The sequence below is a fragment of the Pseudomonas sp. MYb2 genome, from assembly GCF_002979955.1.
In the GTDB taxonomy this organism is placed as follows: Bacteria; Pseudomonadota; Gammaproteobacteria; order Pseudomonadales; family Pseudomonadaceae; genus Aquipseudomonas.
Map to the genome: position 1 here is coordinate 1 of NZ_PCQC01000015.1, position 11,192 is coordinate 11,192.

General features: G+C 60.9%; 11 protein-coding genes and 1 pseudogene. 7 read left to right on the forward strand and 5 right to left on the reverse strand.

All coding sequences use genetic code 11. The features are described from left to right. Nucleotides 1-200 (reverse strand): annotated as a pseudogene (locus tag CQ009_RS21590) (type VI secretion system tip protein VgrG); the annotation flags it as partial. Between the two features lie 142 nt (nucleotides 201-342). On the opposite strand from CQ009_RS21590, the gene CQ009_RS21595 reads away from it, so the two are divergent. Together CQ009_RS21595 and CQ009_RS21600 are read left to right on the forward strand one after the other, a co-directional pair. Then, nucleotides 343-1,554 (forward strand): helix-turn-helix domain-containing protein, encoded by a 1,212-nt coding sequence (locus CQ009_RS21595; RefSeq protein WP_105708667.1) that lies wholly within the window; start codon nucleotides 343-345, stop codon nucleotides 1,552-1,554. Between the two features lie 31 nt (nucleotides 1,555-1,585). Further along, nucleotides 1,586-2,218: a DUF5074 domain-containing protein gene (locus CQ009_RS21600; RefSeq protein WP_064390694.1), complete on the forward strand. Its 633-nt coding sequence runs from the start codon at nucleotides 1,586-1,588 to the stop codon at nucleotides 2,216-2,218. 186 nt (nucleotides 2,219-2,404) lie between these two features. On the opposite strand, the gene CQ009_RS21605 is transcribed toward CQ009_RS21600, so the two are convergent. Both CQ009_RS21605 and CQ009_RS21610 read right to left on the reverse strand, forming a co-directional pair. Next, complete coding sequence (locus CQ009_RS21605) at nucleotides 2,405-3,271, reverse strand: CAP domain-containing protein (RefSeq protein ID WP_105708668.1); 867 nt, start codon at nucleotides 3,269-3,271, stop codon at nucleotides 2,405-2,407. A gap of 275 nt (nucleotides 3,272-3,546) precedes the next feature. Then, nucleotides 3,547-4,317 carry an alpha/beta hydrolase gene (locus tag CQ009_RS21610; RefSeq protein ID WP_105708671.1) on the reverse strand — a complete coding sequence of 257 codons (771 nt, stop codon included), beginning with the start codon at nucleotides 4,315-4,317 and terminating at the stop codon, nucleotides 3,547-3,549. Between the two features lie 112 nt (nucleotides 4,318-4,429). Here CQ009_RS21610 and CQ009_RS21615 point away from each other — a divergent pair, with 112 nt between their 5' ends. Continuing rightward, nucleotides 4,430-5,374: an aldo/keto reductase gene (locus CQ009_RS21615; RefSeq protein WP_177330954.1), complete on the forward strand. Its 945-nt coding sequence runs from the start codon at nucleotides 4,430-4,432 to the stop codon at nucleotides 5,372-5,374. On the opposite strand, the gene CQ009_RS21620 is transcribed toward CQ009_RS21615, so the two are convergent. Continuing rightward, nucleotides 5,350-6,285 carry a LysR family transcriptional regulator gene (locus CQ009_RS21620; protein WP_064390691.1) on the reverse strand — a complete coding sequence of 312 codons (936 nt, stop codon included), beginning with the start codon at nucleotides 6,283-6,285 and terminating at the stop codon, nucleotides 5,350-5,352. The genes CQ009_RS21615 and CQ009_RS21620 overlap by 25 nt on opposite strands. 135 nt (nucleotides 6,286-6,420) lie before the next feature. On the opposite strand from CQ009_RS21620, the gene CQ009_RS21625 reads away from it, so the two are divergent. The 3 genes from CQ009_RS21625 to CQ009_RS21635 all read left to right on the forward strand — a co-directional run bounded on the left by CQ009_RS21625 (nucleotide 6,421) and on the right by CQ009_RS21635 (nucleotide 9,364). Further along, on the forward strand, nucleotides 6,421-7,476 hold the full coding sequence (locus CQ009_RS21625) for a tartrate dehydrogenase (protein ID WP_105708673.1): 1,056 nt from the start codon (nucleotides 6,421-6,423) through the stop codon (nucleotides 7,474-7,476). A 95-nt stretch (nucleotides 7,477-7,571) separates the two neighbouring features. Further along, the gene (locus CQ009_RS21630; protein WP_105708677.1) at nucleotides 7,572-8,915 is read left to right on the forward strand and encodes a dicarboxylate/amino acid:cation symporter; all 1,344 of its coding nucleotides are present in this window, start codon (nucleotides 7,572-7,574) and stop codon (nucleotides 8,913-8,915) included. A gap of 248 nt (nucleotides 8,916-9,163) precedes the next feature. Continuing rightward, complete coding sequence (locus CQ009_RS21635; RefSeq protein ID WP_105708679.1) at nucleotides 9,164-9,364, forward strand: hypothetical protein; 201 nt, start codon at nucleotides 9,164-9,166, stop codon at nucleotides 9,362-9,364. Between the two features lie 9 nt (nucleotides 9,365-9,373). On the opposite strand, the gene CQ009_RS21640 is transcribed toward CQ009_RS21635, so the two are convergent. Beyond that, nucleotides 9,374-10,267 carry a LysR family transcriptional regulator gene (locus CQ009_RS21640; RefSeq protein WP_064390687.1) on the reverse strand — a complete coding sequence of 298 codons (894 nt, stop codon included), beginning with the start codon at nucleotides 10,265-10,267 and terminating at the stop codon, nucleotides 9,374-9,376. A 98-nt stretch (nucleotides 10,268-10,365) separates the two neighbouring features. Between CQ009_RS21640 and CQ009_RS21645 the strand changes: the two genes are divergently transcribed. Beyond that, complete coding sequence (locus tag CQ009_RS21645; protein ID WP_105708680.1) at nucleotides 10,366-10,842, forward strand: cupin domain-containing protein; 477 nt, start codon at nucleotides 10,366-10,368, stop codon at nucleotides 10,840-10,842. Nucleotides 10,843-11,192: the final 350 nt, after the last annotated feature.

Sequence of the window (11,192 nt, forward strand, 5' to 3'; positions counted from 1 at the left end):
TCGCCGGTGGCGCCGAAGGTCAGCACGCCGGGTTTGTGCAGGAGTTCTTCGAGCTTCAGGTCGGGGCGGGCGCTGACCAGTTCAATATCGAAGCAGAAGGGGTGGTTGATGGCTTCGCGGCCAACGAAACTCAACACCTGCAGATCGCTGGCAACGCTTTCGAGCGAAAAGGTAATGTGGGTAGCGTTTGCGTCCAGCATGCCTGACTCCTTCCGTGGAAAAGCTTTGCCGATGGTGCCGGAATACCAAAGTGCTATCAAGGGTTTTTAAACACGCTTGCCGGTCGGGATTAAACTCAATTTCACGGCTGTGTAACGGAGTGCCCGCGAGGATGAATTCACCATGGATTCGCTGATTAATGCCGCTGGCCGGGCGCTGGCTGGCGGTGATCCGCTGGCGGCATTGAAGCTTGTGGCATTGCGCGAGGATCCACCGGCACTGGCGTTGCGCGGCATCGCCATGGCTCAGCTCGGCGAATTTTCTCGAGCCAAAGCCTTGTTGCAGCGGGCGGTACGAGGGTTTGGCGCGAATGAGCCGCTGTCCAAGGCGCGCTGCGTGGTGGCGCAGGCCGAAGTGGCTCTGGCAGCGCGGGATCTGGGCTGGCCGGTCAAGGCGCTGGAGACGGCGCGACAGTTTTTACACGCACACGGCGATGCTTTAAACGCAGCGCACGCGGGTTATTTGCAGATTCGCCGATGGCTGCTGATCGGTGAACTGGACGAGGCTGAAGCGCTGCTCGGCCAAATGACCCCGGCAGTGTTGCCGCCGGTTCTGCGCGCCGTTCATGAGCTGATGACGGCCGGCATCGCCCTACGACGGGTGCAGGCGCACAAAGCACAGATCACCCTGACGCGGGCGCAACAAGCCGCTGATTCGGCAGGCATTCCTTCGCTGAGCGCGGAAATCGAACACGCCTGGCAAATCCTCAAGGCTCCTGCAGCCCGCTTGACCCATGCGGGTCAGTCGCAATGGGTGACGCTGGCACACGTTGAAGACCTGTTTGCATCGCCAACACTGATCATTGATGCCTGTCGCTACAGCGTACGCGGTGCTGGCATGCGCGTGTCCCTGGCATCCAGGCCGCTGCTGTTCAATCTCGCCCGCACCCTCGCTGAGGCCTGGCCCGCCGATGTCTGCCGGGAAGTGCTGATTGCCAAGGCCTTTCGTTTGAAGCTCAGCGATGAGTCCCATCGCGTGCGCCTGCGGGTCGAAATCGGCCGGTTGCGGGCGGCGTTGCAACCGCTGGCGAAGATCACCGCGACCCGTCGGGGTTTTGCGCTGGAGGCCGATGATGTGGCGCTGTTGACCCTGCCCGCAGATAGCAAATACGCCTCACTGCTGGCCCTGCTCGGCGACGGCGAAGCCTGGTCGAGCTCGGCGCTGGCGCTGGCGTTGGGGAGCAGTCAACGCCAGGTGCAGCGGGCACTGGAGACACTGGCATGCGAAGAGAAAGTGCAGTCGTTTGGATTGGGCCGCGCGCGGCGCTGGATGACGCCGCCGGTACCGGGTTTCGCGACGATCTTGTTACTCCCGGTGTCGCTGGGCAGTGGCTAGTCTGGCCTCTCACACCTTTGAGGAAGTCACCATGAAACAGACAAACGCAGAAGTGCTTCGTGAATATGGGCCGTTCGACGGTGTCGGCAATGTCCACGGCGTCACGTTTGACGGCCAGCAAGTGTGGTTCGCCAGCGACGGTCAACTCAATGCGCTCGATCCGGCGAGTGGCGAAACCGTACGCACGATCAAGGTCGGTGCCGATGCCGGTACCGCGTTCGACGGCAAACACCTGTTCCAGATCGCCGACAGTCGTATCCAGAAAATCGACCCGGCCACCGGGCGGGTGCTCAACACCATTGCGGCACCGGGCGGCGGCAATGATTCGGGCATGGCGTGGGCCGAGGGTTCGCTGTGGGTCGGGCAGTATCGCGAGCGCAAGATCTATCAGATCGACCCGGACACCGGCGAGATTCTGCGCACGCTGCAATCCAACCGTTTTGTCACCGGCGTGACCTGGGTGGACGGCGCGCTGTGGCACGGCACGTGGGAGGGCGATGAAAGCGAGTTGCGGCGCATTGACCCGCAGAATGGCGAAGTGCTGGAAAGCCTGAAGATGCCCGACGGGATTGGCGTTTCCGGATTGGAGGCCGATGCTGGCGAACGGTTTTATTGCGGTGGCGGCGGCAGCGGGCGAGTGCGAGCGGTGCGCCGGCCCAAGTGATTGATGGCGCCAGCACTGGCCACATCGCCAGCAGGGCTGGCTCCTACATGTTGAATGCACTCCCCTGTGGTAGCTGGCTTGCCAGCGATGGGGTCGTGCCAGACCGCCACATTTTTGTCCGGTGAACGCCGAACCCATGTGGGAGCCAGCCCTGCTGGCGATAGGGCCCGCTGCATCACCTCGAAATCAAGGCGCCCCAAACACCATCGTCCAGTAAACCCCTTCATCACTGCGCGACTCGCTGGCGAACCCGGCGCCGACCTGGGTGAACATCGGGTTCATCAGGTTGGCGCAATGCCCGGGGCTGGCCAGCCAGCCGGCCATGGCTCTGCCCGGCGAACGCTGCCCGGCGGCGATGTTCTCGCCCACCTGCCGACCTCGATAACCCGCCGCCCGGGCGCGATCGGTGGGCATCTCGCCATCCGGGTCGCGATGGGCGAAGTAGTTGCCATAAGCCATGGCTTTGCTGTGTCCCTGCGCCGCAGCCCCCAGTGCTGCGTTCCAGCTCAACGGGCGGGCCGCAGCAAAACGCTGGCGTCCGCACATTCGAGGGCGAGCGCGAGCGGCGTTGACTTCCGCCAGCAGCGCTTTGCCGACGCTGCGGTTGTCACCGACGCGGCTGTCGAGCACCGGACGGGCCAACACCACTTGCCACTCACTGCGTGAGCGGCTGATGCCGATGTCGGCGTAGGTCGCATCGAGCAACGCACCGCAATAATCACTTTGCAATCGGTCGAACGCCTCTTCGGCATCTTGCGCGCCGACGATGCGAATGCTGCGCACCGCGACCGCTGAATATCCCGAGGCCTTCAGCGCCTCGCGCATTCCGCCGCCGTAGCGATAGCCGATCGGCAATGCCAGATTCGATTTCAAGGCCAGCGGTGCGAGGCGTTGCGCGGGGCGTCGATCGCAGCGTTGCGGGTGGGCGCGATAGTCATTGATGGCGGCCACCAGTTGCCGCTCAGCCCCAGCGTGGGCGGCGTTGGCCAATAAAAATGCAAGGATCAGCAAGCACAGCGAAACGAAGCGAGACGAACGAACGGCGTGGCGCATGGGACGGACAGCTCTAAAAGGGGGACATCGCTAAGGTGAGGTCAGCCGCAGGGCGCGGCGCGAATAGGACTGGGGTTTGCGGACTTGGTTCAGGGGTAATAGAGAGGCTTTTGTGGCGGGGTGACGAAAAGTGCGATCTGGCAGAATTATAGTTGCGCCGAAAGACGCAATCGCGAGCAGGCTCACTCCTACATTGGAATGCATTTCAAATGTAGGAGTGAGCCTGCTCGCGATGGGGTCATTAAAAGCGCCACATTACTCAAATGCAGAACAGCTCAGCGGTTCAGCACATCCCCCATCCACTGCCAATACTGTGGTCGGTCTGAAATCGAATTATGCCCCGACTCCGGCACCACCTTGAGCACCGCCACGTCCTTGGGGAAGTTCTCCAGCAAGCGCTGCGTACTGTCCCGCGCGATCACCTCGTCATCACTGGCCGCCAGCAATAACGTCGGCACGCGGATATGCGCGGCATACTTGCCCGACTCGAAACGATCCTTGAGCAACCACTGCACCGGCACCCACGGATATTGCTTCGCGGCGATTTCTTCGAGGCTGTTGTAAGGTGTCACCAGAATCAGCTGTTGCACCGGCCGCTGACTGGCCAGACGCACCGCCACACCGGAACCAAGACTGCGTCCGACCACGGCAATCTGCGGATGACTGACAGCCACTTGATCGAACAGCGCCAACGCATCCTCGGCAATCGCCTCTTCGGACGGCGAACCGCCGCTGCCGCCAAAACCACGGTAGTGCAGCAGGTACAACGCGTAATCGGGAAAGGCCTCGGCAAACTCCGGCAGGTTGCGCGACACGTCCTCGGCATTGCCGCCGAAATAGATCAGCGCCCGTGGCCCCGAGCGCTCGCGGGTGCTCACCCACACCTCGGTATCCGCCATCGACAGTTTCAACCGCGAGTCCGCCGACGCCACGGCAGCGGGTTGTGGAAAGTAGATCAGCGAACGCTGGAAAAAGAACAGCGCCGTGCACAGCAGCAGGTACACGGCCACGATCAAAACGACGAGTGACATCAGGGTTCGGGACATTCGGCTACTTTTAACGGGGTGAGAAGGTTCGCTGTCGCAGTGTAGTCCAGCGATTCGCTCGGGCAGCCTGCGCACACAACATGCAACAGATCCACGCAGCAGGGGAACCAGCATGAGCCACACTGAGGGTTACTCCCGTCGCCGATTGCTCTCGCTGGCTGCCGGGGTTTCGGCGGTCTTCACCTTGAATCGGGCGTTGGCCACTGCCACGCCACCCGCGATTAGCCGAGGCCACGCCATGCAGACCCGCGCCATTCCCTCCAGCTCCGAATCATTGCCCATGGTGGGGCTGGGCACTTATCGCGGTTTCGACGTCGCGCCGGGCGACCCGGTCTATCGGCAGTTGCCGACGGTGCTCGATGAGCTGTTCACCAAGGGTGGCACGGTGATCGACAGTTCGCCCATGTATGGCCGCGCCGAACAGACCACCGGCGAATTGCTGTCGATCCACGAACCACGTTCGCCGGCATTTCTCGCCACCAAGGTGTGGACCCGCGGCCGCGAGGCGGGCATCGCGCAGATGGAGCAGTCGTTCAGCCTGCTGCGCACCGAGCGCATCGACCTGATGCAGATCCACAACCTGCTCGATTGGCAAATTCACCTGCCAACCCTGCGCGAATGGAAAGAGCAGGGGCGCATCCGCTACATCGGCATCACCCATTACACCGCCTCGGCCTATGACGAAGTCGAAGCAGTGCTCAAGGCCGAGCAACTGGATTTTCTGCAAATCAACTACGCCCTCGATGACCGTGGCGTGGAGAAGCGCATCCTGCCCTTGTGCCGCGAGCGCGGCGTGGCAGTAATCTGCAACCGACCTTTTGGCGGCGGCGATCTGCTCGCCCGGCTCAAAGGCAAACCGCTGCCGGCGTGGGTGTCGGATGTACAGGTCAACAGTTGGCCGCAACTGGCGCTGAAGTTTCTGCTGGCGCATCCGGCGGTGACGTGTGTGATTCCGGGGACGAGCAATCCGCGTTACATGGCCGATAACGTCAAGGCCGGGTTCGGGCCGATGCTCACCGATGCGCAGCGGCATCAGTTGATTGCGTTGGTGGGCTGATCGCCGGGAATGCCCAGGTTGTCGATGTGTTTGAAGCGTTCGACCAGAAAGTCGATCAGGCTGCGCACCCGCGCGGACAGATGCAGTTGTTGTGGATACACCGCGTAAACGTCGGCGCGGGTCGGCGTCTGATCTTCCAGCACCAGACGCAAGCGTCCGCTGCGCACGTAACGGGCGATGTCCCACTCGGCGCGAAGCAGAATGCCGAACCCTTCCAGGGCCCAATTCAGCGCCACTTCGCCGTCATTGCAGCCCAGCGCACCGCGTACCTTGATGTTCTGAGTGCGCCCGCCGTTTGCGAAGCTCCACACCCCGTAAGGCGTTTCGTTCTGGCGCAGGAAGATACAATTGTGCTGCTGCAGGTCGGCGAGCTTTTGCGGCACGCCGTGCTTTTCCAGATACAGCGGCGAGGCGCAGAGCAAGCGTCGGTTTGAGGCAATCTTGCGGGCATGGAAGGCTGCGTCGGGCAAGGTGCCGAAACGGATGCCCAGATCGAATCCGTGGGTCGCCAGATCCAGCGGGTGGTCGCTGATTTCCAGCTGGATCTCCACCTCCGGGTATTGCGCGAAAAACGCCGCCAGTGCCGGGCCGATATAACGTCGACCAAAACCCAGTGACGCGTTAACCCGAATCAGCCCTTTCGGTGTCGCCCGGCTGGCACCGATCAACTGCTCGACCTCGTCGATCTGCGTGAGAATCCGCGCGGCGTGGGAGAAGTACAACTCGCCCTCAGCGGTCAGGCTCATCGAGCGCGTGGTGCGATTGACCAGACGCACACCCAGTCGTGCCTCCAGCGCCGTCAGGCGTTTGCTCACGGCGGGCGGCGTCACGCCCAGTTCGCGGGCAGTGGCGGCGAGGCTGCCTTTGTTGGCCAGCAAGTGGAAAAACGACAAATCGAGGGTCTGGCTCATTCGTAACTCAAAGTCATGGATGTAGTGATTTGCGGTAACTCACAGCTTTCAGGTCACTACATATACTCCGATCACACCCCGCCGGACAGACTTGTACGGCAGGCAAAACAAAAACGTGAAAGAGTGGAGTTGACCATGAGCGCATACAACATTGCAGCGGTGCCCGGCGACGGTATTGGCGTGGAAGTGATCGCAGCCGGCGTCGAAGTGCTGCAGGCCCTGTCGAAGAAATCCGGCTTTGAACTGACGTTCAAACACTTCGACTGGAACTCTGACAACTACCTGAAACACGGTCACTACATTCCCCAAGGCGGGCTTGAAGAGCTGAAAACCTTCGACGCGATTTTCTTTGGCGCGGTCGGTGCGCTCAACGTGCCCGATCACATTTCCCTGTGGGGCCTGCGCCTGCCGATCTGCCAAGGCTTCGACCAATACGCCAACGTGCGTCCGGCGCGGGTGTTGCCGGGGGTGAAAAGCCCGTTGCACAACGGCGAGCAGATTGACTGGGTAGTGGTGCGGGAAAATTCCGAGGGCGAATATTCGGGCAACGGTGGTCGCGTACACCGGGGCTTGCCGGAGGAGGTCGCTACCGAGGTGTCGGTGTTTACCCGTGCAGGCGTCGAGCGCATCCATCGTTTTGCCTTCCAGTTGGCACAAAGCCGTCCGCGCAAGCACCTGACCATGGTCACCAAATCCAATGCCCAGCGCCATGGCATGGTGCTGTGGGACGAGATTTTCTACGAGGTCGCCAAGGACTTCCCCGACGTCAGGATCGACAAGGAACTGGTCGATGCCGTAACCACGCGCATGGTGCTCAAACCATCGACGCTGGATGTGATCGTGGCCACCAACCTGCACGCCGATATTCTGTCCGATCTGGCGGCGGCGCTGTCCGGCAGCCTCGGCATTGCGCCGACCGCCAACCTCAATCCGTCGCGCAACTTCCCGTCGATGTTCGAACCGATCCACGGCTCGGCGTTCGACATCACCGGTAAAGGTGTTGCCAATCCGATCGCAACGTTCTGGACGGCGGCAATGATGCTTGAACACCTGGGTGAAAAGGCCGCCGCGAAGCAGTTGATGTCGGTGATTGAGGCGGTCACCGAGAGCGGCCTGCATACCCCCGACCTCGGCGGCACGGCCACTACGCGCCAGGTCACCGACGCGGTGATCGCACTGATCAACCGCTGATTTCCCCCGATTCAAAACAGTACTGCGGCACAACGCCGAGGGGTTTTGCGACCCCTTGGCATTTCCTGACAACAATAAAAAATCAGGGCCCTGTCATGAAAAGAATATTCGGCAAACTGTACGTGCAAGTCCTCGTCGCCGTGATCCTCGGCGCACTCATCGGCGTGCTGGTGCCTGAGACCGGCACCGCGCTCAAACCTTTGGGCGATGCCTTTATCAAACTGATCAAAATGCTCCTGGCGCCGGTGATTTTCCTCACGGTGGTCACCGGCATCGCACGCATGGAAAACATGAAGGAACTGGGGCGAGTCGGTTTTCGTGCCCTGATCTACTTCGAAGTGGTTTCGACCCTGGCCCTGGTGATCGGCCTGATTGTGGTCGATGTGTTCAAACCCGGTGCCGGCATGAACGTCGATGTCGCCAGCCTCGACACCAGCAGTCTGGCGACCTACACCACGGCGGCCAGACACGCGTCGTTCATGGACTTTGTGATGGGCATCATTCCCGACACGATTGTCGATGCGTTCGCCAAGGGCAATGTCCTGCAAATTCTGCTGTTCTCGATCCTGCTGGGCATCGCGTTGGCGCATGTCGGGCCGCGTGGCAAAGTGTTTGTCGATGCGCTGGAGAGTCTGATGCAGGGCATGTTCCGTATCGTCAACATGGTCATGCGCCTGGCGCCTATTGGCGCGTTCGGTGCCATTGCGTTCACCATCGGCAAATACGGCTTCGGTTCGCTGTTTTCTCTCGGCAAACTGATGGCCTGTGTCTACCTGACGTGCGCAGTGTTCGTGGTCTTCGTGCTTGGCCCGATCTGTCGCTACAGCGGTTTCAGCCTGTGGAAGTTCCTCAAATTCATCAAGGAAGAGCTGTTCACGGTGCTTGGCACCAGCTCTTCGGAATCGGTGTTGCCGCAGATGATCTCGAAGATGGAAAAGGCCGGCGTCTCGAAACCGGTGGCCGGAATGATCATCCCGTCGGGACTGACCTTCAACCCGGATGGCCAGGCGATCTACTACACCATCGCTGCGATTTTCATTGCTCAGGCAACCAACACGCCGCTGACCCTGGCCGATCAATTGATCGTGCTGGCGGTGCTGATGTTCACCTCCAAAGGCTCGGCGGGAGTGACCGGTTCCGGGTTCATCATTCTCGCGGCGACACTGGCCTCACTCGGCACCATTCCAGTGGCGGGTATGGTGTTGCTGCTGGGGGTTGATCGGTTCATGTCGGAAGCGCGGGCGATCACCAACACCATCGGCAACGGCGTCGGCACCATGGCCATCGCCAAATGGGTGGGTGCGCTGGATACCGAGAAGATGCACAAAGCGCTGAATGGTGAAGTCGAGGAGCCGGCTGTGCATGTCTCGCAAACTGAAAAGCCCGCCGGTCAAACTGCGCCTTTGATCCCCAGCCTTAAACGAGCTGCCCAGAACTGACGATGATTGTTTGTCGGAGCGCGCTTGCTCGCGAAGAGGCCGTGTCAGCCAACATCATGGGCGCCTGACACAGCGCTTTCGCGGGCAGGCTCGCTCTCACAGTCGTTTGTATTTTTTCGCAGAGGGTATGCCTGACTCAACGCTGTGCTATATCCAAAGCCTCTAAGCAACTGTCAGATCTGACAGTTGGCGCCATCCTTGCTGCGATCAATCATGGAGGTCTTCGGTTTCGCCAGGGAAGACTCTCCATGAACATGGCCAGCCAAACGTTGACCGGTGTTGTCGCTGCCTGCCTGTTGGCAATTACCCTCAATGCGCGGGCAGAAACGGAGTACATCTGTCTGGGGCAAGAGCGTGGACAAGAGGCAACGGTGATTGCAGCTTCTGAGCCACAAGCTGCCGCGCTGGCGAAAGCTCACTGGCGGACCGCCGGTTGTTTTAAAAAGTGATCGGCGCGATCAACCGCGATAGCGCAACGCCTCCAGCAGCAACGCAAACGCCGGTGCTGCCTGACGTCTGCTCGGGTAATACAGGTGATAGCCGGCAAATGTCGGGCACCAGTCTTCAAGTACTTGCAGCAAGCGTCCATCGGCCAGATACGGCGCGACGATGTTTTCCGGGATGTAGCTCAGACCAAAGCCATCCAGCGCGGCATCCAGCAACGGATAGACGCCGTTCAGGGTGACTTGCCCGGTCACTCGCACTTTCAGGCTTTCGCCATCCTTTTCGAACTCCCAGCTGTAGAGCCCGCCGTTGGTGGGCAGGCGCAGGTTGTTGCAGGCGTGATCGGTCAGGTCGCGCGGGGTTTGCGGAGCAGGGCGACGGGCGAAATAGGCCGGCGAACCGACCACCGCCATGCGCATGTCTGGGCCGATGCGCGTGGCGATCATGCCTTGGGCGACGTCTTCGCCCAGACGAATGCCAGCGTCAAAACCTTGCCCGGCGATGTCGACGAAACCGTAATCGCAGCTGACTTCTACGCAGATGTCCGGGTACTTGGGCAGGAAGTCTTTGAGCACCGGGCGCAGCAGCCAGTCCAGCGAATGGTCGGTGGCATTGATGCGGATCTTGCCTGCCGGTGTTTCGCGCAGGTTGCTCAGGGCGGCAAGTTCCACCTCGATCTCTTCGAAGCGCGGGCCGATGGTTTGCAGCAGATGTTCGCCGGCCTCGGTGGGGGAAACGCTACGAGTGGTGCGCGTCAACAGGCGCAGGCCAAGGCGCGCTTCGAGCGCCCGAATGGTATGGCTCAACGCTGATTGTGAGACGCCGAGTTTGGCCGCCGCTTTGGTGAAGCTGCGTTCACGGGCCACGGCGAGGAAGGCGAGCAGGTCGGTGGCGTTTTCTCGAAGCATTGATGAGTGTCCTGCATAAGTTTTTTCGAATTCTAGTCGATTATTTGAAGAGTATGGATCGGTAAAGTGCAGGCATTGATTCTCTGGAGGACATTGCCATGAACCCGATTGCTGCTTCTGCGTTGACCCTTTCCCTGCTGGCGGGCGAGGTGCAGGCCAATGAACAACCGCGCGTGACCGTGATGCCCAACGGCTCGCAACCTTCGGCCCGTGGCCCGGCGGATTGGTTCACCGGCACGGTGCGTGTCGATGCGCCGTTCAAGGGTTCGGATGCGGCGCGGGTCAGCGGCGCGACGGTGACGTTCGAGCCGGGTGCGCGGACGGCGTGGCATACGCATCCGCTGGGGCAGACGTTGATCGTCACGGCTGGCTCAGGGTTTGTGCAGGAATGGGGGCAATCGGTTCGCGAGATTCGCCCCGGTGATACGGTGTGGATTGCGCCCGGCGCCAAGCATTGGCACGGGGCCGCGCCCACCACGGCGATGACCCATATCGCCATCGCTGAAGTGCTTGATGGCAAAGTTGTGGATTGGATGGAACAGGTGAGTGCCGAGCAGTATCCACAATCCGAGTAAAACCTTTCCCTCACCCCAGCCCTCTCCCGGAGGGAGAGGGGGCCGACCGAGGTGTCTTGCATCCTCCGCCGACATGAAATTGCCGTGTCGATTATGGCTTCACAGCAAGACGTGCAGGTCGGTGCAGCTCTTGAATATCCCCGAATCGGTTTCCTCTCCCGGAGGGAGAGGGGGCCGACCGAGGTGTCTTGCATCATCCGCCGACATGAAATTGCCGTGTCGATTATGGCTTCACAGCAAGACGTGCAGGTCGGTGCAGCTCTTGAATACAGCCCTCTCCCGGAGGGAGAGGGGGCCGACCGAGGTGTCTTGCATCCTCCGCCGACATGAAATTGCCGTGTCGATTATGG